At 64.1% G+C, this 22494-nt stretch carries 18 protein-coding genes and 1 pseudogene; 3 read left to right on the top strand and 16 right to left on the bottom strand.

The window, feature by feature from the left end; genetic code table 11:
- Positions 1-8: 8 nt before the first annotated feature.
- The 6 genes and pseudogenes from narJ to M2432_RS12180 form a co-directional block, all read right to left on the bottom strand.
- Entirely contained in the window at positions 9-695 is a 687-nt protein-coding gene (gene narJ, locus M2432_RS12155; protein WP_280827057.1) for a nitrate reductase molybdenum cofactor assembly chaperone, read from the bottom strand.
- Positions 692-2350 (bottom strand): nitrate reductase subunit beta, encoded by a 1659-nt coding sequence (narH, locus tag M2432_RS12160; RefSeq protein WP_280827058.1) that lies wholly within the window; start codon positions 2348-2350, stop codon positions 692-694. Before narH ends, narJ begins: the two co-directional genes overlap by 4 nt.
- A 31-nt stretch (positions 2351-2381) precedes the next feature.
- Positions 2382-6071, bottom strand: coding sequence for a nitrate reductase subunit alpha (locus tag M2432_RS12165; RefSeq protein ID WP_280827059.1), 3690 nt, complete (start codon positions 6069-6071; stop codon positions 2382-2384).
- A pseudogene (locus M2432_RS12170) lies at positions 6064-7243 on the bottom strand (nitrate/nitrite transporter). The gene M2432_RS12165 and the pseudogene M2432_RS12170 overlap by 8 nt, the downstream one beginning before the upstream one ends.
- 150 nt (positions 7244-7393) lie before the next feature.
- Positions 7394-8593 (bottom strand): FAD/NAD(P)-binding oxidoreductase, encoded by a 1200-nt coding sequence (locus M2432_RS12175; RefSeq protein WP_280827143.1) that lies wholly within the window; start codon positions 8591-8593, stop codon positions 7394-7396.
- Positions 8594-8623: 30 nt separating this feature from the next.
- Positions 8624-9091 carry an Lrp/AsnC family transcriptional regulator gene (locus M2432_RS12180; protein WP_280827060.1) on the bottom strand — a complete coding sequence of 156 codons (468 nt, stop codon included), beginning with the start codon at positions 9089-9091 and terminating at the stop codon, positions 8624-8626.
- Between the two features lie 143 nt (positions 9092-9234).
- Here M2432_RS12180 and ddaH point away from each other — a divergent pair, with 143 nt between their 5' ends.
- Both ddaH and rocD read left to right on the top strand, forming a co-directional pair.
- Complete coding sequence (ddaH, locus tag M2432_RS12185; RefSeq protein WP_280827061.1) at positions 9235-10113, top strand: dimethylargininase; 879 nt, start codon at positions 9235-9237, stop codon at positions 10111-10113.
- Positions 10107-11327, top strand: coding sequence for an ornithine--oxo-acid transaminase (gene rocD, locus M2432_RS12190; protein WP_280827062.1), 1221 nt, complete (start codon positions 10107-10109; stop codon positions 11325-11327). The genes ddaH and rocD overlap by 7 nt, the downstream gene beginning before the upstream one ends.
- On the opposite strand, the gene M2432_RS12195 is transcribed toward rocD, so the two are convergent.
- The 10 genes from M2432_RS12195 to M2432_RS12240 form a co-directional block, all read right to left on the bottom strand.
- Positions 11314-12159: a mycofactocin-coupled SDR family oxidoreductase gene (locus tag M2432_RS12195; protein ID WP_280827063.1), complete on the bottom strand. Its 846-nt coding sequence runs from the start codon at positions 12157-12159 to the stop codon at positions 11314-11316. The two genes, rocD and M2432_RS12195, sit on opposite strands and share 14 nt — an antisense overlap.
- A 122-nt stretch (positions 12160-12281) precedes the next feature.
- Positions 12282-13181, bottom strand: coding sequence for a hypothetical protein (locus M2432_RS12200; RefSeq protein WP_280827064.1), 900 nt, complete (start codon positions 13179-13181; stop codon positions 12282-12284).
- Positions 13182-13465: 284 nt separating this feature from the next.
- The gene (locus tag M2432_RS12205; RefSeq protein ID WP_280827065.1) at positions 13466-14305 is read right to left on the bottom strand and encodes an SHOCT domain-containing protein; all 840 of its coding nucleotides are present in this window, start codon (positions 14303-14305) and stop codon (positions 13466-13468) included.
- 57 nt (positions 14306-14362) lie between these two features.
- Positions 14363-15082, bottom strand: a complete 720-nt coding sequence (locus M2432_RS12210; protein ID WP_280827066.1) for a protein phosphatase 2C domain-containing protein — start codon at positions 15080-15082, stop codon at positions 14363-14365.
- A 141-nt stretch (positions 15083-15223) separates the two neighbouring features.
- Positions 15224-16414, bottom strand: a complete 1191-nt coding sequence (gene tuf, locus M2432_RS12215) for an elongation factor Tu (RefSeq protein ID WP_280827067.1) — start codon at positions 16412-16414, stop codon at positions 15224-15226.
- Between the two features lie 131 nt (positions 16415-16545).
- The gene (fusA, locus tag M2432_RS12220; protein WP_280827068.1) at positions 16546-18648 is read right to left on the bottom strand and encodes an elongation factor G; all 2103 of its coding nucleotides are present in this window, start codon (positions 18646-18648) and stop codon (positions 16546-16548) included.
- A 104-nt stretch (positions 18649-18752) separates the two neighbouring features.
- Positions 18753-19223 carry a 30S ribosomal protein S7 gene (gene rpsG / locus M2432_RS12225; RefSeq protein ID WP_280827069.1) on the bottom strand — a complete coding sequence of 157 codons (471 nt, stop codon included), beginning with the start codon at positions 19221-19223 and terminating at the stop codon, positions 18753-18755.
- A complete protein-coding gene (rpsL, locus tag M2432_RS12230) occupies positions 19223-19597 on the bottom strand; it encodes a 30S ribosomal protein S12 (protein WP_280827070.1) in 375 nt (124 codons plus the stop codon). The genes rpsG and rpsL overlap by 1 nt, the downstream gene beginning before the upstream one ends.
- Positions 19598-19901: 304 nt before the next feature.
- Entirely contained in the window at positions 19902-21113 is a 1212-nt protein-coding gene (locus M2432_RS12235) for a hypothetical protein (RefSeq protein WP_280827071.1), read from the bottom strand.
- Between the two features lie 88 nt (positions 21114-21201).
- A complete protein-coding gene (locus tag M2432_RS12240) occupies positions 21202-21837 on the bottom strand; it encodes a TetR/AcrR family transcriptional regulator (protein WP_280827072.1) in 636 nt (211 codons plus the stop codon).
- Between the two features lie 253 nt (positions 21838-22090).
- On the opposite strand from M2432_RS12240, the gene M2432_RS12245 reads away from it, so the two are divergent.
- Positions 22091-22462 (top strand): DUF3060 domain-containing protein, encoded by a 372-nt coding sequence (locus tag M2432_RS12245; protein WP_280827073.1) that lies wholly within the window; start codon positions 22091-22093, stop codon positions 22460-22462.
- The last annotated feature ends 32 nt before the right edge of the window (positions 22463-22494 follow it).

Consider the following 22494-nt stretch of genomic DNA (forward strand, 5'->3'; position numbering starts at 1 on the left):
TGTCCATCTCAGACCTCTCCTCCAGCCGCAACGCGGCTCGTACCCACCTCTGCCTCGCCTGACCGCCGCGGCGGCACGGTCAATGTGAACGGTTCCAGCCCAACGGCTTCGGCCGGCGCCCCACCGGCCGTCAGCTGTTGCGCACGTTGTACGTCACGCTCCGTCGGCACCGGTAACGTCGCGCACACAGCGGCGACGGCCGGGGCGTATGCCGACCTTCGAGCGCTAAGCGCGGCGAGCAGGACCTGGATGGGTACCCGGTGGGCAACCAGCAGTTGGCGCCCCGCATCCGGATCTACGGTGGCGGCGAATTCCAGTACTACCGGAAGGTGGTCGGGCGCTTCATCTTTCGGTGCCGGCACTCCGGCATCGTGATACGCCCGAACAAAGGCATGCATATAACTGCCCCGGTTGCGGGTGTCACCTGCGGTCCAGTAGGTCAGGTACATGGTGGCGCGCTTGTGCATGTCGAAGGTGTCGACATAATCGATGGCAGCGCGCGCCTGATCCGTGTTCCGCAGCGCTGCAACGGATTCATCAAGCAACGTGGCGGCCCGGCCGGTAATGCCGGCACGCAACCGGTCCACCGTGGCGAGCCGCTGCATCCACCGCTCGTCCGGATAGGCCAGCAACAACGAAGCCGACTGCCACACCAATCGGTCGTTCAGTATGCGGTCCCTGGCCCGGAACCTCATTGCGACGACCCGTTCTGCCCCTTCGGGAACATGCCCGACGGGACCCCACGACCGTCCCAGTTCAGCAGGTTCACCCGCGACGGCCGGCGCTCGTTGGCCGCCATGCTCTCGCTGGTCTGCCGATCGTAGAGGGCATGGAACGTCTCGACCGCCACCGGCACCGGCGTTCCACTGGTCTCCCCGAACGGACCGGACTCGTACATGCCCGGGCCACCCTCGAACGACAACGAGCACCCAGGCTCCTCGACGCCGGGTAGCTCAGCGCTGTATGCCGTCGGAATCACGTACCGTTCATCGTATTTCGCTATGGCCAGCAGTCGGTACATGTTGTACATCTGCTCCTCCGTCATCCCGACGGACTGCGGGATGTGCGGCTGGGTTTCGCGGCCGAGATTGATATCGCGCATATACGACCGCATGGCCGCCAGCCGTTTGAGCACGCATTCGACCACCGTGGTATCGCCCGCAGTGAACAACCCGGCCAGATACTCCATCGGGATACGCAGCGCGTCGATGGCGCCGAACAGATTGCCCAGCTCCTCACCGTCGTGGCCGTCCCGGCAGACGGCATCGACCACCGGTGACAGCGGCGGGATGTACCAAACCATCGGCACTGTGCGGAACTCCGGGTGCAGTGGGAGCGCCACCTGATACGTATGGATCAACGCGAAGATCGGCGACTGCTGGGCAGCCTCGATCCACTCATCGGAGATGCCTGAGGCCCGCGCCCCGGCAATGACCTCCGGATCGTGCGGATCCAGCAGGATGTCCCGCTGCGCGGGGTACAGGTCCGTCTCGTCCTCGACCGACGCGGCCTCGAGCACCCGGTCCATGTCGTACAGCACCAAGCCGAGGTATCGCAGCCGGCCGACGCAGGTCTCCGAGCACACCGTCGGCAGACCTACCTCAATGCGCGGATAGCACAACGTGCACTTCTCAGCCTTACCGGTCTTGTGGTTGAAATACACCTTCTTGTAAGGACATCCGGACACGCACATCCGCCAGCCGCGGCACCGGTCCTGATCGACCAGCACGATCCCGTCCTCCGCACGCTTGTACATGGCGCCCGACGGGCACGACGCCACGCACGCCGGATTCAGGCAGTGCTCGCAGATCCGGGGCAGATAGAACATGAAAGTCTGCTCAAATTCCAGCTTGACCTGCTCGGAGACCTTCTTCAGGATCGGATCGCCGGGCACGATCTCGGGGGAACCACCCAGATCGTCATCCCAGTTCGCCGACCAGGACACCTTCATGGGCTTGCCGCTGATCAGGCTGCGCGGCGGGGCCACCGGCATGTGCTCCCCAAGCGGAGCCGACGTCAGGTTCTCGTAGTCGTAGGTCCACGGCTCGTAGTAGTCGTCGATAGACGGCAGCTTGGGGTTGGCGAAAATCCGCGCGAGCTTGGCGAACCGGCCACCGTCGCGCAGACGCAACCGGCCGCGCTTGTCCCGTACCCAGCCACCGTGCCACTTCTCCTGGTCCTGGTAGGTGCGCGGATACCCTTGTCCGGGGCGGGTTTCCACGTTATTGAACCAGACGTACTCGGTGCCTGCGCGGTTGGTCCAGGCCTGTTTGCAGGTCACTGAACAGGTGTGGCAGCCTATGCACTTGTCCAGATTCATCACCATTGCCATCTGGGCCATGACCTTCATGCGGACCTCATTTCGCAGGCTTCGCGCGGTGTCACTGGTATCGCACCTCCTGGCTGCGGCGGCGCACCACCGTCACCTCGTCACGCTGGTTTCCGGTCGGGCCGAGATAGTTGAAGGCGAACGTGTTCTGGGCGTAGCCACCGGCCAGGTGGGTCGGCTTGATGTGCAGCCGGGTCAGTGAATTGTGAATACCGCCGCGCCGGCCGGTGGTTTCGGTAAGCGGTACATCGATGGTGCGCTCCTGGGCGTGGTAGACGTACACCAGTCCCTCGGGCATCCGGTGCGAGACGATCGCCCGGCAGACCACCACCCCGTTCCGGTTGACTGCCTCAACCCAATCATTGTCCTGCACTTGGATTTTCGCGGCATCCTGCGGACTCATCCACATGGTCGGGCCGCCACGCGACAGCGACAACATGAACAGGTTGTCCTGATACTCGGAGTGAATCGACCATTTGGAGTGCGGTGTCACATAACGGACCGTGAGCCCCACCCCATCGCTCGACCCCAACTCGGGCTCACCGAACAGCCGTGCCATGTCCAGCGGCGGACGGTACGCGGGCAGTTGCTCGCCGAGTTCTTCCAACCAGTCGTGGTCGACGAAGAAGTGCATGCGCCCGGTGAGCGTGTGAAACGGTTTGAGCAACTCGATGTTCACCGTGAACGGCGCGTAGCGGCGTCCTCCGGTCTCACTGCCGGACCACTCCGGGCTGGTGATCACCGGTACGGGGCGCGACTGCGTGTCGGCGTAGGTGACGCGCTTCTCCTCACTGCCCTCGGCCAGGTGCACCAGCTTGCGGCCGGTACGGCGCTCCAATTCCTTGAAGCCCTCGACTGCCAGCCGACCGTTGGTGGTGCCGGACAGGGCCAGGATGACGTCGGCCATCCGCTCGGCCGTCGTCACGGCCGGACGGCCCTGGCCCGCACCGGAATCCATCACCCCGAATTTGGCGGCCAGCTCCGCCACCTCCTGATCGGGGTGGGTGGTGATGCCCTTGGTGGTCAGACCCAAGGTATCCACCAACGGACCGAGCGTCGCCCACTTCTCGGCGACAGCACCGTAGTCTCGCTCAACCACCACCAGCGGCGCCATGGTCTTGCCGGGCACCGGAACTTCCCCGGTTTCCCGCCAATCCTTTTGCACCCCAGCGGGATACGCCAGGGCCCCGGGGCTGTCGTGTTGGAACGCGCCCATCACCACGTCGGTGCGGGTGCCCAGGTGCTTGCGAGCCATCGCACTGAAGGTGCGGGCGATGGCACCGAATGCCTCGTAGTCCGAACGGGTTTCCCACGGCGGGTCGATGGCCGGGGTGAACGCGTGCACAAATGGGTGCATGTCGGTGCTGGACAGATCGGCCTTCTCGTACCAGGTCGCCGCAGGCAACACCACGTCAGACAGCATGGTTGTCGAAGTCATCCGGAAGTCGATGGACATCAACAGGTCGAGCTTGCCCTCTGGGACGTCATCAGTCCACGCGATGTCCCTGGGCCGCACCGCCTCCGGCGCGGGCTGCGCCTGCAGGTTGGAATCGGTGCCCAGCAGGTGTTTCAGAAAATACTCGTTGCCCTTGCTGGACGAGCCCAGCAGATTGGCCCGCCAAACACTGAGCACCCGTGGCCAGTTCTTCGGATTGTCCGGATCGGTGATGGCCAGCTTCAGCTGTCCGGACCCCAATTGTTCAGCCACGTAACCGGGGATATCTGCACCGGCCGCCTTGGCTTCCTCGGCGAGTTCGAGGCTGGACCGATCGAACTGTGGGTAGAACGGATTCCAGCCCATGGCCGTCGAGGATGCCAATACATCCATGGTGTGTTTGCCGTTGAACAGGTTCCGGCCCACCGGACTGGACAGCGCGTCGGCCCGGTAGCCGTCGTAGCGCCACTGGTCGGCGTGCACGTACCAGTACGACGTGCCCGCCACCTGGCGCGGCGGCCGGGACCAGTCCAACGCGTTGGCCATATGGGCCCACCCGGTAACCGGACGACATTTCTCCTGACCGACGTAGTGGGCCCAGCCTCCGCCGTTGCGGCCCATCGAGCCGGTGAGCAGCAACAGCGACAGCACCGCACGATAGGTCGCGTCTGCGTGGAACCACTGGCAGATGCCGGCGCCCATGATGATCATGGACCGACCGCCGGATTCCTCGGCGTTGCGCGCAAACTCCCGGGCGACCCGAATCGCCTGCGCCGCAGGAACTCCGGTGATCTCCTCCTGCCAGGCCGGGGTATGTGGCCGACTGGCGTCGTCGTAACTGGTGGGCCAGTCACCAGGCATGCCCGGCCGGTGCACGCCGTACTGCGCCAGCATGAGGTCGAATACGGTGCACACCAAGTGTTCACCGACCCGACGTACCGGCACCCCGCGCCGCATGGTCGCACCGCTGCCGTCGACAGTGTCGAAACGGGGCAGAGTGATCTCCGCGGTCTCGGAGAGGTCCTGCAGCACAGTTAGTGCGGGAGAAAGACTCTCGAGGTCGAGGTTCCACTTACCCACACCGTCATTGCCGAATCGGAAGCCGAGCGAGCCCTGCGGTACCGCGACACTGTCACTGGCGCCGTCAAGCAGCACCGGTTTGAACGCCGCGTTCTCCTGTTCGGCCACGGGCCCGCCGAGATCGGCTGCGGTGAGGTTCTTCCCGGGCACCAGCACGCCATCGCGCTCTTCGAGCTTCACCAGAAATGGCAGGTCGGTGAATTGGCGGACATAGTCGACGAAGAAGGGAACCCGTTTCTGCACAAAGCATTCGTCGAGAATGACGTGACCCATGGCCATTGCCAGGGCGCCATCGGTGCCGGCCGCGCACGGCATCCACTCGTCGGCGAACTTCGTGTTGTCGGCGAAGTCCGGGCTGACGGTGACCACCTTGGTACCCCGGTACCGCACCTCGGCCATCCAGTGCGCGTCAGGTGTGCGGGTCACCGGGACGTTGGAGCCCCACATCATCAAATACGCTGCGTCCCACCAGTCCCCGGACTCCGGCACGTCGGTCTGATCCCCGAACACCTGCGGTGAGGCCACCGGCAGATCGGCGTACCAGTCGTAGAACGACGTCATGGCGCCGCCGAGCAGTTGGATGAACCGCGCACCGGCGGCGAACGACACCATCGACATCGCCGGAATGGGCGAGAACCCCACGACCCGATCCGGACCGTACCGCTTGACGGTGTGCACATGCGCGGCCGCGATCGTCTCGGTGGCTTCGGCCCAGGTGATCCGCACCAGACCACCTTTGCCGCGGGCCTGCTGATAGCGCCGCCGCCGCTGCGGATCGTCCTGAATATCGGCCCAGGCCAGCACCGGATCCTTCAAGCGCGCCTTGGCTTCCCGATACATGTCCACCAGCAGGCCGCGCGCGTACGGATAACGCACCCGGGTCGGCGAATAGGTGTACCAGGAGAACGCCGCGCCGCGTGGGCACCCTCGCGGCTCGTACTCAGGACGGTCGGGACCTACCGACGGATAGTCCGTCTGCTGAGTCTCCCAGGTGATGATGCCGTCTTTGACATACACCTTCCACGAACAGGATCCGGTGCAGTTGACCCCGTGCGCCGAGCGCACCACTTTGTCGTGGCTCCACCGGTCGCGGTAGAACACGTCGCCTTCACGACCGCCCTGCCGCGTGATGGTGCGCAGATCGGCAGAAACCTTGGCACCCGGGAAGAATCGGGCGCTGCTGGTGAGCAGTTCCTCTATAGGTCCACCGACCTGCGCATTACTCATGGGCTGTTGTTGCCTCCGGTTCTCGCGCATGCAATCGCAACGCGGTGTACCCGAAGGCCACCAGCGCGGTAACCGTCAGCAACAGCAGGCCGACGGTGTAGTTGTTCTTGGCAGCGTTGTAGGTGGCACCCATCACCAAAGGCGGGAAATAGCCGCCCAATCCGCCTGCGGCGGCGACGATGCCCGTGACCGATCCCACCGCGTGCGCGGGCGAACGCCGCGCCACCCAGGCGAAAACGCCACCTGTACCGATCCCGAGGAACACCGCGAGCAGGACGAAGGTGATACCCGACCACAAGTCCGGCGGCGGTTTGAAAACCGCGACCAATGCCATGACCGCGGTACCGGCAAATGACGCCAGCACAACATATTTCGGTGAGATCCGGTCGGAAAGAGCGCCGCCCACCGGCCGGGCCAACACCGCTGCCAGAGCGAAACCCGCTGTGCGCGCACCGGCATCGACTGCTGAGAAGTGATAGATGGTCTTGATATATGTCGGCAGGTAGTTGCTGAATGCGACGAAGCCGCCGAACACGACGGCATATAGCGCCGACATCTCCCACGTCACCGACAGTTTGAGAGCCGCTTTCAATTTGGGTAGCACTGGATCGTTGTTGGGCTGGAACGCCGGTGAATCGCGCATCAACACAATGCACAGAACGGCCGTCACCGCGAGCGCAACCGCGATCACGATGTGGGTGGGAAACAGGCCGAACGCCTTGACCATTCGCGGCGTGAAGAACGCCGACAACGCGGTACCGACCATTCCCATACCGAACACGCCGGTGGCAAAACCACGACGAGACGGCTCATACCAATTGTTGGCGAACGGAATACCGACCGCGAAGATGGTGCCAGCGATGCCGAGGAAGAACCCGAACACCAACAACCAGGTAAATGACCTGGCGTCCCCGGCCGCCCCCACCGCCAGCACGGGCGGAATGGACAACAGCGAAACCGCGATGAACATCACCCGGCCGCCGTTATCGGTCGGTCAGTGAACCAATCGGAATCCGGCCCAGCGAACCGACCAGAATGGGCGTCGCGACCAACAGCGATGCCTGTGTACTGGACAGCCGTATATCGCCGGCATAAGTGGTGGATAGTGGCCCGATCATGTTCCAGGCCCAGAAATTGATCGCCGAAACCCATGTGGACAGCACCAAGTTCATCGTCTGGCGCCGACCTGTCAACAGCACGGTTGCCGTGGTCACCTGACCAGCGAACCACTTCCTAACGGCCGCTGCGCGGATTTAGTCGAAAACTGCAGGCGTGTTCACGTTTGGTACCGGTCACCGATACCAAACGTGAACAGACCCTTCCTAAAGGACGTCGGCGATCGGAACAGCCCCGGCGACCTTGGCCCGGTTCTTCATCACCTTGCCGGGCATCCCGCCGCCGACCACACCACTGACCTTGCCGTCGCGCTCGTAGAACGCCAAGAACTTCCGGCCGTCGTCCTCGACGATGTGCACGGTGTCGCCGGAAGCGGGCTCACCCAGGCACTGGATCTTCACGTCGTACTGGTCGCTCCAGAAGTACGGCACCACCACCGGCGCGGTGGCTTCCTGTCCCAGCATGGCCGGCACGATCACTCGCGCCTGCTCGGCCACATTGCTCCAATGTTCAACACGCACTTGGTGTCCGGCGGTGTCCCGCCACGACGCGACGTCACCGATGGCCCAAACGTTGGGCGCGCTGGTGCGACCGGCCTCGTCACAAACCACACCGTTGTCGACCGCGATGCCACTGCCCTCGAGCCAGTCCGTGGACGGCCGCGAGCCAATCCCGACCACCACGACGTCGGCGTCCAGCTCGGAACCGTCGGCCAACTGCACCTTTTCGACGTGGCCCGAACCGGTCACCCCGGTAACACCGACGCCGCAGCGCACGTCGACCCCTTCGGCGCGGTGCAGCCGCGCGACCAGTTCACCGATCTGCTCGCCGAGCACCGAAGCCAGCGGGGTGGGCTGCGGCTCGACCAACGTCACCTCGACACCCAGCTTGCGCAGGCTGGCGGCGACCTCACAACCGATGAAGCCGGCACCGATCACCACAGCACGCTTGGCAGACCCCGCATGCTCACGCAGCGCCATCGACTCGTCGTAGGTGCGCAGAACCCGGATGCCCGCCAGATCCGGCAGCGACGGGATGGTCCTGGGCACCAGACCCGTGGCGATGACCAGCTCGTCGTAGCCGATCACCTCGCCGTTCGACAGCGTCACAGTCTGTGCTTCGGTGTCGAGCTCGGCCGCACCCGACCCCAGCTTGACGGTGATGTTGTTCTCGTCGTAGAACTCGGCCGGCTTGAGGGCCACGTCGTCGCTCTCGGCCCGCAACACTTCCTTGGACAGCGGCGGGCGGTCGTACGGCAGATGGTCCTCGTCGCTGATCAGCGTGATCGTCCCGTCGTACTCGGCGCGGCGCAACTGCTCGGCAGTGCGCGCAGCGGCCAGACCGCCGCCGACGATGACGATGCCTCCCTTAGTAGTCACGTGGGCTTTCTTACACGATCCGGCCAACGTAAGGTAGAGCACCCTGCACTTTGCTGCTCAGCCCTGGCTTGGTGGGGTCGGGCCGCGCCTGCGGTCGATGATATTCGACAGCACGACAATGCTCTCGCTGCGTTCGATGGCCGCACTGGACCGGATGCGCTCCAGCGCCTCCTCCAGGTGGCGCATGTCCTGGGCCAGGACATGCAGGATGGCGTCTGACGTTCCTGTCACAGTGGCCGCGCTGACCACCTCCGGAATGCTCTCCCAGGCCTGTCGCAGTTGGTCAGGGGCAATGGTGCCGTGGCAGTAGACCTGGACGAAAGCCTCGGTCTCCCAGCCCAACACGTTGTGGTCGACGATGGTGGTGAAACCCTTGATGACACCTGTGTCCACCATTCGATCAACCCGCCTCTTGACCGCCGGGGCCGAGAGGTTCACCCGTTGACCGATGTCGGCGAAAGTGGCGCGAGCGTTCTCAGTGAGCTCACCGAGGATGCGTTCATCGGTGTCATCGAGCCGGTCCACCGGCGCTCACCTCCGTATCCACTTACCAACCCGACCAACCGCGCAACAGACAGCCGACAGACGAAGGATCACACAACAGATCACCTATAGACACGCAATATTCGGTGATTGCTTGCGCATGATATTACTCCTACGCTCGGTGTATGACGATCTCTGAAGTCGTCAGGTCGACGACACCGCAACCCGGGCCCCCACCGGAACGCACCTCCCGACGCCGGCACTACGTCATGACCCCACCCACGCATTTCACCGTCGAATATGCGATCAACCCCTGGATGGACCCGACCGTCAGCGTCGACACCGCGCTAGCCACCCGGCAATGGCAGACGCTGGTCGGCACCTATCGCGACCTCGGGCACACCGTCGAGATGGTCGAACCGGTGGCCGGGCTGCCCGACATGGTCTATGCCGCAAACGGCGGCCTGGTGCTCGACGACGGCATCGACAAGGTGGCCATCATCGCGCGCTTCGCCTACCCGCAACGGGAAGCCGAATCGGCCGCATACGCGAACTGGATGTACGAGCACGGCTACTGCCCGCTCTACACCGAACACGCCAACGAAGGACAGGGCGACCTTCTGCTCGTCGGCTCACAGATACTAGCCGGCTACGGGTTCCGGACCGACCGTCGCGCGCACGATGAAGTCGCGAAACTGGCCGGACTGCCGGTGCTGAACCTGCAATTGGTCAATTCGCGCTTCTACCACCTGGATACCGCGCTGACAGTCCTCGATGAGGACACCATCGCCTTCTACCCGCCCGCGTTCGGTTCGCAATCCATCGCACTGTTGCGCAAGACGTTTCCCGGCGCCATCGAGGTATCCGACACGGATGCCTATGCGCTGGGCCTCAATTCGGTGTCCGACGGCCGCAACGTCATCCATCCGGCGGCGGCGACCGGATTCGCAGCACAACTAGCGCACGCAGGCTTCATCCCGATCGGGGTCGACCTGTCCGAGCTGCTCAAAGGCGGCGGTTCGGTCAAGTGCTGCACGCTGGAGGTGTACCCGGTGACATGTTGAAAGCCACTGCGACAGAACAGGAAACCGCTCGAGTCATCGAGCTCGACAATCGTTACACCGCACACAACTACGCGCCGCTGCCGGTGGTCGCCACATCTGCCGAAGGCGTCTGGATCACCGACGTGTCAGGCCGCCGCTACCTCGACTGCCTGTCGGCGTACTCGGCCGTCAACTTCGGCCATTGCAACCCGGAAATCCTGGCGACTGCGCACGCCCAGTTGGACACCGTCACCTTGGTCAGTCGAGCCTTCCACTCCGACCAACTCGGTCCCTTCTGCGCAGCACTGGCGGACTTGTGCGGCAAGGACATGGTGCTGCCCATGAACAGCGGCGCCGAGGCGGTGGAGAGTGCCATCAAAGTGGCGCGCAAATGGGGCGCCGACGTCCGCGGTATCGATGACCCCAATATCGTTGTGGCACACGATAATTTCCATGGGCGCACCACTACGATAATCAGTTTCTCCGATGACCCGGTAGCCCGGTCCGGCTTCGGTCCCTACACCCCGGGCTTCCGTTCCATCCCGTTCGGCGACGCCGATGCCCTGGCCGCCGCCATCGACCACAACACCGTGGCGGTATTGATCGAGCCGATTCAGGGCGAGGCCGGCGTCATCGTGCCTCCCGACGACTTCCTGCCGCGGGTCCGCGCACTGTGCACCGAACGCCACGTGCTGATGATCGCCGACGAAATCCAGTCCGGCTTGGCTCGCACCGGTCGCACCTTCGCCTGCGACCACTGGTCCGTGGTGCCCGATGTCTACCTGCTGGGCAAGGCTCTCGGCGGCGGTGTGGTCCCCCTGTCGACCGTGGTGGCCGACCGCGACGTGCTCGGTGTCCTGCACCCCGGTGAGCACGGGTCCACGTTCGGCGGCAATCCACTGGCTGCCGCAATCGGCTCCACCGTCGTGGCGATGCTGCAGAGCGGCGAATTCCAGTCCAGGTCAACCGAACTCGGCTGGCGCTTGCACGCCCGCCTGCAGGCGCTTATCGGGCACGGGGTCGATGCCGTTCGCGGGCTGGGACTGTGGGCCGGGGTCGATATCGACCCGGCCATCGGCACCGGCCGTCAGCTCAGCCTGCGCTTGCTCGAACTGGGGGTCCTGGTGAAGGACACCCACGGTCAGACCCTTCGTTTCGCCCCGCCGCTGGTGATCAGCGAATCCGAGATCGACTGGACGATAGACAGATTCGAGCGGGCGCTCAGTACTTCATGACGCCGCGGTCGACCGCGATCTGCGAACCCGAGATGGCGCCCGACCCCGGCCCGGCCAGCCAGGCCACCACGTCGGAGACCTCCTCGGGGGTCATGAACTCCTGTAGCCCCGCCTTGCCGTCATGCGAGACCGGCTTGTAGGGCATCGGGGCAAAGCTGTGCAGGTAGCTCGGGTACTTGGTGAAGATGTCCGTCATGGCCTCTGGTTCGATCATCGGCGTCATGATCGAGTACGGATGGATCGAGTTGACCCGAATCCCGAACTCCCCCACCTCAAGTGACAATGCGTTGGTCAGACCGACCAGACCGAACTTGGACGCCGCGTAGTGGCCGTTGCCCGGGGTGGCCTTCAACCCGGCCGACGAGCTGACGATGATGATCGACCCACCGTTGCCGGCCTCGATCATGGCCGGCACGACCGCGCGAATGGTGCGCCAGGTACCCGACAGGTTGACGTCGACGACGCTGTCCCACTGGTCCTCATCCATCTCGAACAGCCGTCCCCAGCTCAGCACACCGGCGTTGGCGACCAGCACATCCAGCCGACCGAACTGCTCGACGGCCTCGGCAACCAATTGCTTCTGCGCGGCCAGGTCCCGAATGTCGACCTCGCGGGCCAGCACCTTGCGGCCCTCGGCCTCGACCAGGCGCGCGGTTTCGGCGAGGTCCTCCGGCGTCGGCAGCGGGTAGGTGATGGAGTCCGACACCGGGCCGCAGATGTCGATGGCGATGACGTCGGCGCCCTCTTTGGCCAACCGGATCGCGTGCGACCGGCCCTGCCCACGGGCCGCCCCGGTAACGAACGCCACCTTGCCTTCGAGAGATCCCGTCATCGCCAGTCCTTTCAACACATCCAGCGTGAATTCATGGCCAGGCTAGCAGCCAAACTGAAACGTGTTCTAGCGTTCCCGTCCAGTGCGAGCGCGGCAAGCACACCGATGGTGATGGGCCTGGATCAGAAGGGAAGACCGATCGCCCGCGTTGGGCTCGGCAGCATGGCAAGCGGGTTGCCCAGTGACGGAAGCGGCGGTGGCGGCGGAAGCGGCGGCAACTTCGTCAAATCAAACGACGGCGGTGGCGGCAACTTCGTCAAGTCAAACGACGGCGGTGGCGGCAACTTCGTCAAGTCAAACGACGGCAAGCCCGGAAGACCGAGGCCGGCGTTCGTCACGGAGGGCAACAGCAGCGAAGCAAGGCCGTTCGGCGTTGAGGTACCGCCACTCTGGCTGGCGTAGGTCGAGGCCGTGATGATGGCGCCGAGTACATCCAACACACCGCCGCCTACCCCACCAACCGGGCCGGAAATGGCGGAGGCGATGGTCGAGGCCGTGGATTGCGCACTCGATCCGAAAGGATCCAGCGGTGGCACGGACGAGCTATCGAACCACGGCCAGGAGATGGCCGGCGCTTCTGCCCGCACAGCAGGCGCTTCTGCTTCGGCTGGCACAGCCGGTGCTTCCGCTTCGGCCGGCAAGTCCGGTGGCGAGCCGAAGATCGGCGCGGTGTGGTTGAAGGTGTCGGAACTACGGGTCGTTCCACCGGTGGCCGGCAGCATCGATGCAGGAGGAGCCGACGGTTTGGGCGATGGTGCAACGGGCGCAGCGGCCTCTGCGGCGGCCGGCTCTGTCGGGTGCGCCGCGATGGGTTGCACGTGCTCGACAGGCACCGACGCCACGACAGCCGGCTTCGGGCTTTCCACCGTCGGACCGGCCGGGTCCTGCCCGACCACCCATAGCAACGCACCGACTGCGACGACGGCGACCGTCGTCGAAATACCTGCGATGACACGTGACGGACTCAATTCCCGCCGGATCCGTTCGCCGAGCGCCACCGGCACCAGGATCGGTCCTGTCACGTCAGCGTCCATCTGGTAGCTCGCCCTCTAACAATCAATCGTGTCGACCGCTCATGTTAAACGTCCAGCGCTCTGAGCGGGACCGTTTCTCGGTCGGTGTACGTGCAGCGAGCATACAAAGACCCCCGAAATCCGGAGATTGCGGGGGTCTTCGCAGTGCCAGGTCGGATCATCACTTGATGATCTTGGTGCCCCCGGCCGGCGCCCACGCTCCACACGACCGGTGACCACATTGCCACGGCCGGTGAAGACGTCCTCGACGGGCATCGGGAACGGCTTGTCCGTTACAGCTCAGCGATGATCTGCGCGCGCTTGTCGGTGTATTCCGCCTCGCTGACCGTGCCCATCGCCCGCAGCGTCTCCAATTCCTGCAACCGCTGTGCGGTCGACGGGCTGGGCGGTACCGGCAGCACTGGGGTTTGCGGAGCCACCGACTCGGCCACCGCGCCGGGCGCTGCGGTACCAACCGGTGCGGTACGTCGCAGCACCGCCATGACCTGTTGGCGCACCACCGGATTGGACCGGATGTCCACAGCGCCCTGCACCGGCACGTTGTTCGCCCTCAGAATTTGGAGGATCTCCATGATCGGGCCGGCCTGCCCGGACAAGTCATACGTCTTGCCATCCTCGTCCGAAGTGAACTGCGCCGGGACCACGCCGGACAGCAAAGCGCTTCGCTGCCAATCGATCTGGAATTTTCTGGTCTCGGGATCGACCAAGACGGCCAGCTTGCGGCCTGTGATCATGGGCAACCGGGGCACCGAGGCCAGCACCCGGTCCTCGGCGTCGAACGGGGACAGGCCCGGTCCCTCTATGTGCAGACCGACCTTCACCAGCGGATGATCGTTGATCGACGTGCCGGTCTCGGCTATCCCGGTGATCTGAGCCAGCGCCAACACACCTTGGGTTTCCAGCAGGTTTTGCTGAGCAGACTGTTTGGCACTGAAATTCGCCAGCGCGAGCGCGGCCAGCACATCGATGGCGGTGACGATGGCCCCGACCCAGAACATCCATTTCAGGATGGGTTCCTGGCCCGTCCAGAAGTACACGCCCAAGAAGATGGGCCCGACCAGTCCACCGCACAGCAGGACCATGGCCTGCGCCTTCAGATAGCGCAAGAGCACGTCATACGCTCCTCAACGTCAGCCTGGGACAAATGCTGTCAGAGAGCTTAACGCTTATCAGTCGTCGATGACGTCCAGCAGGATGAACGTGAAATTATCTGCTGCACCGTTGGCCCGGGCCGTCCCGATGATGATTGCTGCGCCGTCTGCTCGATCGTTGCACGATGTCGCGGCCTGCAGGTCGTGATGCTCCATCTGCCCGTGCACGCCGTCCGAACACATCAGATAACTGCCAGGCGCCAGCGGCGTGGCCGTCAGATGCGGATTGACCGGGATGCCCTGGCCCAGCGACTGGGTGATGATGTTGGTCGGTCGGCCGGCCTCGTCGAGCACCGCGTCGTCCACCGAAACCTGGTGCAGCTCACCGCCGTTGATCGAATACACCCGGCTGTCACCGACATTGAAGACGATAACCTCGCCCTCGGTCAGGCAGACCCCGGCGATGGTGGTGCCCATACCGGCCAACTCGGTGTCCCGGCCCATGTCATGAAGCCAGTCACTGACGTAGGCCAGCGACGAACCGATGTCGTCGCATCCGGTCCAGCCCGGCGACATTGTGGCGATCATGCTCAGCGCGGTCCGACTGGCCACGTCACCACCGACATGGCCGCCCATCCCGTCACAAACCGCGCAGACGAACGGTGCCCCGGGTTGCATCCGCATCTCCACCAGAACGCCGTTGTGGGTCTGGCTGACCCAACCGCCGACCATCACCGCGTCTTCGTTGCGCTTGCGGCGCAGCCCCGTATCGGTGAAGGCCCGCACACTTACCCGCATTACCGGGCACCCCTCATTGTGTTGTTCCCCTCCATTGCGAACGATCCTGCCATCTTGCCCGCGTAAACAAAGTGCCGCCCACCCTTTCGGGTGAGCGGCACTTTGTTTACGTATTCAGATCACCTAAGTGCGCGAGGCTACTTACTTGATGATCTTGGTAACGCGGCCGGCGCCGACGGTACGGCCACCCTCACGGATGGCGAACCGCAGGCCCTCGTCCATGGCGACCGGCTGGATCAGCTTGACGGAGATGTCGGTGTTGTCACCGGGCATAACCATCTCGGTGCCCTCGGGCAGGGTCACAACGCCCGTCACGTCAGTGGTACGGAAGTAGAACTGCGGACGGTAGTTGTTGAAGAACGGCGTGTGGCGGCCGCCCTCGTCCTTGGACAGGATGTAGACGCTGCCCTCGAACTCGGTGTGCGGGGTGGTGGTACCCGGCTTCACGACGACCTGGCCGCGCTCGACCTCTTCGCGCTTGATGCCACGAACCAGCAGACCGACGTTGTCGCCGGCCTGGCCCTGGTCGAGCAGCTTGCGGAACATCTCGACACCGGTGACGGTGGTCTTGGTGGTGGTCGGCTTGATGCCGACGATCTCGACCTCTTCGTTGACGTTGATCACGCCACGCTCCACACGACCGGTGACGACGGTGCCACGGCCGGTGATGGTGAAGACGTCCTCGACTGGCATCAGGAACGGCTTGTCGGTCTCGCGGACCGGGTCCGGGATCGACTCGTCGACAGCGTCCATCAGGTCCTCAACGGACTTGACCCAGGTGGCGTCGCCCTCGAGCGCCTTGAGCGCCGAGACGCGGATGACCGGGGCGTCCTCGTCGAATTCCTGGGCGGCCAGCAGTTCGCGGACCTCCATCTCGACGAGCTCCAGGAGCTCCTCGTCCTCAACCATGTCGGACTTGTTCAGCGCGACGAGGATGTAGGGCACGCCGACCTGGCGGGCGAGCAGCACGTGCTCACGCGTCTGCGGCATCGGGCCGTCGGTGGCGGCGACCACGAGGATGGCGCCGTCCATCTGAGCGGCACCGGTGATCATGTTCTTGATGTAGTCAGCGTGACCGGGGGCGTCCACGTGGGCGTAGTGACGCTTGTCGGTCTGGTACTCAACATGCGAGATGTTGATGGTGATACCGCGCTGACGCTCCTCGGGCGCATTGTCGATCTGGTCGAATGCGCGCGACTCGTTCAAATCGGGGTACTTGTCGTGCAGAACCTTGGTGATTGCTGCAGTCAGCGTGGTCTTGCCGTGGTCAACGTGACCGATGGTCCCGATGTTGACGTGCGGCTTCGTCCGCTCGAACTTCGCCTTCGCCACTGTGGTGTCCTCCTGGACTTGTTGGTGCTTTTACTTAAAGCAGTGTTGATGTGTTCAGTTGTGTGCCGCGGCAGCGACGGGACTACTGACCCGTCGCCTTCGCTGATCCCATTGCGGGACGACAGGTCAGATTACTGACCCGTCGCCTTCGCGATGATCTCCTTCGACACGTTCGCCGGAACTTCGGCGTACGAGTCGAACACCATGGAGTAGTTCGCCCGGCCCTGGGTCTTCGACCGGAGGTCGCCGACGTAGCCGAACATTTCGGACAGCGGCACCTGTGCCTTGACGACACGCGCACCGCTGCGCTCCTCCATGGCCTGGATCTGGCCACGGCGGGAGTTCAGGTCGCCGATCACATCGCCCATGTAATCCTCGGGCGTGGTGACCTCGACTGCCATGATCGGTTCGAGGATGACCGGCTGCGCACCCTGTGCCGCCTTCTTCAGTGCCTGCGAACCAGCGACCTTGAATGCCATTTCCGACGAGTCGACGTCGTGGTAGGCACCATCGAGCAGTGTCAGCTTCAGGTTCACCAGCGGGTAGCCGGCCAAGATGCCGTACTGCATGGCGTCCTGCGCACCGGCATCCACCGACGGGATGTACTCACGCGGGATGCGACCACCGGTGACCTTGTTCTCGAACTCGTAGGTCGCGCCATCTTCGCCGACGAACGGCTCGATGCTGATGATGACCTTCGCGAACTGCCCCGAGCCACCGGTCTGCTTCTTGTGGGTGTACTCGACGTTCTGGACGGCCTTGCGGATGGTCTCGCGGTAGGCAACCTGCGGCTTACCGACGTTGGCCTCGACCTTGAACTCGCGACGCATGCGGTCCACCAGGATGTCCAGGTGCAGTTCGCCCATACCGCCGATGACGGTCTGGCCGGTCTCCTGGTCCAGGTGCACCTTGAAGGTCGGGTCCTCTTCGGCGAGCTTCTGGATCGCCGTACCCAGCTTCTCCTGGTCGCTCTTGGTCTTGGGCTCGATGGCCACCTCGATGACCGGGTCCGGGAAGGTCATGGACTCCAGCACGATCTGGTGGTTCGGATCGCACAGGGTGTCACCGGTGGTGGTGTCCTTCAGACCGATAACCGCGTAGATGTGGCCGGCGGCAGCGGACTCGACCGGGTTCTCCTTGTTGGAGTGCATCTGGAACAGCTTGCCCAGACGCTCCTTCTTGCCCTTGGTCGAGTTGATGACCTGGGCGCCGGAGTCGACCTTGCCCGAGTAGACACGCACGTAGGTCAGCTTGCCGAAGAACGGGTGGGTGGCCACCTTGAACGCAAGACCTGAGAACGGCTCGTCGGCCGACGGCTTGCGAGAGATGACCTCGTCTTCCTTGCCCGGAACGTGGCCCTCTGCGGCCGGCACGTCCAAGGGCGTCGGCAGGTAGTCGATGACCGCGTCGAGCATGGGCTGCACACCCTTGTTCTTGAACGCGGAACCGCACAGCACCGGGTAGGCAGCGCTGGTGACGGTCAGCTTGCGCAGGCCGCCCTTGATCTCGTCGATGGTGAGTTCTTCGCCACCGAGGTACTTCTCCATGAGCTCGTCGTCGGTCTCGGCGACGGCCTCGATCATGGCGGTGCGGTACTCCTCGGCCTTCTCCTGCAGGTCAGCCGGGATGTCGACGACGTCGTACTTCTCACCGAGTTTGGTCTCGCCGCGCCAGACCTTGGCCTTCATCTCGACCAGGTCGACGACGCCCTCGAAGTCGCCCTCGGAGCCGATGGGCAGCTGGATCGGGATGACGTTGGCACCCAGGCGATCCTTCATGGTCTGCACCGAGAAGTAGAAGTCGGCGCCCAGCTTGTCCATCTTGTTGACGAAGCAAATACGCGGCACGTCGTACTTGTCGGCCTGACGCCACACCTGCTCGGACTGCGGCTCTACGCCCTCTTTGCCGTCGAACACGGCAACGGCGCCGTCGAGCACGCGCAGCGACCGCTCCACCTCGACGGTGAAGTCGACGTGACCCGGGGTGTCGATGATGTTGATCTGGTTGTCGTTCCAGAAACAGGTGGTCGCAGCGGACGTGATGGTGATACCACGCTCCTGCTCCTGCTCCATCCAGTCCATGGTGGCCGCGCCGTCATGGACCTCACCGATCTTGTAGCTGATACCGGTGTAGAAAAGGATGCGCTCGGTCGTCGTCGTCTTGCCGGCGTCGATGTGCGCCATGATGCCGATGTTGCGGACCTTGTTCAGGTCGGTCAGCACGTCCTGTGCCACGGCTAGATTCCCACTCTTTCAGTTGCTTTGGTGTATCGCATCGCCCCGAAGGGCGGTTCAGTTGTGAGTGCGCCGGCCACCGCCATTGGTGGCCGGCGATGACGTCACCAGCGGTAGTGCGCGAACGCCCGGTTCGCCTCGGCCATCTTGTGGGTGTCCTCACGCCGCTTGACGGCGGCACCCAGGCCATTGCTTGCGTCCAGAATTTCGTTGGCCAGGCGCTCGATCATCGTCTTCTCCCGGCGAGCCTTCGAGAAGCTCACCAGCCAGCGCAACGCCAGCGTGGTCGAGCGGTCCGGACGGACCTCAACCGGAACCTGGTAGGTCGCACCACCGACGCGGCGGCTGCGGACCTCAAGCGACGGCTTGACGTTGTCCATGGCGCGCTTGAGCGTCACGACGGGGTCGGTGCCGGTCTTTTCGCGGGCCTGCTCGAGGGCGCCGTAGACAATGCGCTCAGCGAGCGACTTCTTGCCGTCCAACAGCACCTTGTTGACGAGCTGGGTGACCAGCTGCGAACCGTAGACCGGGTCGTTGACCAGCGGACGCTTCGGCGCGGGGCCCTTGCGTGGCATTAGCTCTTCTCCTTCTTGGCGCCGTAACGGCTACGGGCTTGCTTGCGGTTCTTGACACCCTGGGTGTCCAACGAGCCGCGGATGATCTTGTAACGCACACCGGGGAGGTCCTTCACACGACCGCCACGCACGAGCACCATCGAGTGCTCCTGCAGGTTGTGGCCTTCACCCGGGATGTAGGCCGTGACCTCGACCCCGCTGGTCAGCTTGACGCGGGCGACCTTACGAAGCGCGGAGTTCGGCTTCTTGGGTGTGGTGGTGTACACGCGGGTGCACACGCCGCGCCGCTGCGGGCTCCCCTTGAGCGCCGCGGTCTTGACCTTGGAGGTCTTGTCGTGGCGACCCTTGCGGACCAGCTGGTTGATGGTTGGCATCTATCGGCTTTCTGTGTTGCGTATCTACTGCGGTTCTAAGTCTCTGTACTGCGGTTTTCACCCGATTGCGTACCCCGCATCCGGGCGTGTCGCACGTGGTAAGGTGCGAACCTGAAGGTGCACCACGGACATGCGAAGTGGCCCGGCGTGCAGGCTTGCTCACACATCACAATCAATGCGAGCGCCTAGTCGGCCAGGCACGAGCTACCACGATACCAGCACTGACCGCCCCGCTCCAAACCCGCCAGGACGACCCTAATCGCAGGTCAGAGCCATCGACCAAGACGCACCCGACACCCGGCAGCTATCGACGCGCCGGTGGCCTCATTACCAGCAGGCCTGCGATGACAGTGAGGAGAACCACGATTCCGCCGCACGCCACCGCAATCCGTGGCACGGTCCAGAACTTAGGTTTCAGAGGCTCGACCTGCGTCGATTGCAGGTCGACGGCCAACGGCAGCGGTTCGCTGGCCAGTGTAGCGGCCAGCGACCGGGCCTCATCACCGGTGAAATTCCCGATGATCTGGACGTGCCCGTCAGGCATCGATTCCCGGATGACCGGAGCGCTGGTCACCTGAGCGTCGAGAGTAAAGGCCGTCTGCACACCGACATTGGCGGCGGTGAAGGCAGCCCAGGTTGCCGCGGCTTTGTCGTTGAACTGCAGGTCGATGACGTACTGGCCCTGCTGCTGGTCGAGGTGCGAAGAGGCGCTCTTGATCTGACCCGCCCCCACGATCGACTTGGCCAGCAGATACACCTGCTTGTGGTCCTTGGAGCAGGTGACCAGCGGGAGGATCGGATCGTCACTGCCCGCCAGTGGGTCAGTCTGATCGCAACGCGTGGCCTGGAACTGCAGCGCCAACAATTGAATCTGCGGGTTTGCGCTCTGCCGCAGTTGTTTTTCGGCGGCGACGAGTTTGGCCGCATCCGCGACGGGTTGGGCGGGGCGGGACCTGACAGCACCTGGTCTAGCGGCGATTGTGTGGATGACCGGCCGAATGTCCAGCCGACCAACGCCGCTGATCCCGCGCAATTGCGCTTCGCTGACCCCGGAGGTTTGCACGGTGAGGTGGTCCCCCCCGGCAGTCACCGTCGTGTCACGGCCGCCAAGGTGATTGATCCGCGATTGCAGGCCGTCGTGCGTCTGAGCAAGTAGGTCCGGGGTGATCGAGCCGCCCGCAAGCGCTCGGACCGTGAACTCTGCGCGGGTAGTCGACCTCGGCTCACCGCTGCTCCACGCGTCCTTGGTGAGCAGTACTGCCGCTCCGTACGCCAGCACGACGACCGCAAGAATGATGCTCACCCACGTGCGCACCGTCCGTTGGCTATGCGCAGCGTCGACTTCAGGTGGGGCAAAGGTCGACGCATTCCACTGGTTCTGCGGCGGCGCCCACCCCGCGCCTGGCGGCGGGTACCCGCCGACCTGGTAGCCCGGAAACGTGGCCGGCTCTGACGGCGTCGATTCGCCAGGGGCCGGCGGCACTGCCTGCGATTCGTCAGGAGAGTAATCGGTCATCGCGACACCGGATTCGATACGCCTGGACCGGTGAATGCGGACGGCGAGTGCAATGCGGCCCGGGCCACGACGACCATGCCTACAGAAGCTACCCGCGCCGTTCCATCCCGGCCGCCAGCCTCAGCACCATGTTGGTGAAAACCGCATCCGTGTCGACGCCGTCCATCACGCCCGTCATCTCCAGCAGGACGAATCCGTGCAGCGCGGACCAGAATTCGAGCGCCGCATAGAAAGCGTTCTCGTCGTCCATCCCGTAGGAGGCGAGCACCGCGATGACCGGGCCCGCAGCAGCGTGGGTGGCCGCGGTGTACTCGGGGTCGTCACCGCCCAGGGGCATGCGGGTGAAGGCCGAATACCGACCGGCGTGATGACGCGCATAGCTGCGGTACGCGCTGGCCATCGCCATGACCGCGTCGTCTCGACTGCGGCCCTCCCCCACTGTGTTGAGCATCCCGATGATGTCGTCGATGACCCGCATCCGGACGGTTCGACGCAGGTCATCGAGGCTCTGCACGTGGTTGTACAGCGACGGGCCCTTGGTCCCGAGCTGATTCGCCAGAGCGTTGATGGTCAGCGCGTCCCAACCGTCGCGGTCCAGAAACGTCAGCGCGGCATTGACAATTGAGTCCCGACTGAGCTTGGTGGACCGCGCCGCCCCGCGCGATCGCGCCGGCGCTGCGGCCCGGGCATCGCCCAGCCGCTGCGACTCTGGCCGAGCTGCCATGTAGCCGTTCCTCCATAGTCGTCGTGGATTCGACCGCGCACCCTACGGCGAATTTAACTAATGACTCTAACCTTAAGACGCTGCAGATTCAGGCTCAATCGGGTACTTCTTGTAACCGCGTCTCATTCCGGTGCGACCAGAAGTCCCACAGAACGGGCGAACCGCCGCCGCTAAATCGTTGCGGCAACGTAGGCTCCCTCTACACAGACCGCCGCTGGGTCTGCCTCAGCCGAGCGAAGGGGGAAAGAAAATCGTGGGTTTCAGAGCGTGGGGCGCTGCACTGGTTAGCGGAGTGCTGGTCCTGCCGCTTGCGCTCGGCGTGCCGAACGCAGCCGCGATCAACGGTGACACACACATCGTCGGGCAGGGCATCAACCAGACCCTGGACTGTGGTGGCGGCACGCTGTTCGTCAACGGCTCCGGCAACACCATCAATGCCTTCGGCACCTGCTGGGCGGTGACGGTGCAGGGATCGTCGAACGTCATCATCGCCGACACCGTCGTCAACGACATCACGGTGTACGGGGCCAACCAGACGGTGATCTACCACAACGGAGACCCGGCGCTGATCGACCGCGGGCGCGAGCTCGGCATGACGAACCGGCTGAACCGGGCTCCGGCGTAACGTTCCAGGGACCAATAGGGGTACCGAAAAGG

Origin of the sequence: Mycobacterium sp. OTB74, from assembly GCF_029892685.1 — a bacterium.
Lineage (GTDB): Bacteria > Actinomycetota > Actinomycetes > Mycobacteriales > Mycobacteriaceae > Mycobacterium.

Excerpts from the sequence above, each read along its gene's own strand:
- narJ (WP_280827057.1), bottom strand. The coding sequence starts at position 695 with ATGAGGTTCCGGGCCAGGGACCGCATACTGAACGACCGATTGGTGTGG.
- narH (WP_280827058.1), bottom strand. The coding sequence starts at position 2,350 with ATGAAGGTCATGGCCCAGATGGCAATGGTGATGAATCTGGACAAGTGC.
- M2432_RS12165 (WP_280827059.1), bottom strand. The coding sequence starts at position 6,071 with ATGAGTAATGCGCAGGTCGGTGGACCTATAGAGGAACTGCTCACCAGC.
- ddaH (WP_280827061.1), top strand. The coding sequence starts at position 9,235 with ATGACGATCTCTGAAGTCGTCAGGTCGACGACACCGCAACCCGGGCCC.
- rocD (WP_280827062.1), top strand. The coding sequence starts at position 10,107 with ATGTTGAAAGCCACTGCGACAGAACAGGAAACCGCTCGAGTCATCGAG.
- M2432_RS12195 (WP_280827063.1), bottom strand. The coding sequence starts at position 12,159 with ATGACGGGATCTCTCGAAGGCAAGGTGGCGTTCGTTACCGGGGCGGCC.
- M2432_RS12210 (WP_280827066.1), bottom strand. The coding sequence starts at position 15,082 with ATGCGGGTAAGTGTGCGGGCCTTCACCGATACGGGGCTGCGCCGCAAG.
- rpsG (WP_280827069.1), bottom strand. The coding sequence starts at position 19,223 with ATGCCACGCAAGGGCCCCGCGCCGAAGCGTCCGCTGGTCAACGACCCG.
- rpsL (WP_280827070.1), bottom strand. The coding sequence starts at position 19,597 with ATGCCAACCATCAACCAGCTGGTCCGCAAGGGTCGCCACGACAAGACC.
- M2432_RS12235 (WP_280827071.1), bottom strand. The coding sequence starts at position 21,113 with ATGACCGATTACTCTCCTGACGAATCGCAGGCAGTGCCGCCGGCCCCT.
- M2432_RS12240 (WP_280827072.1), bottom strand. The coding sequence starts at position 21,837 with ATGGCAGCTCGGCCAGAGTCGCAGCGGCTGGGCGATGCCCGGGCCGCA.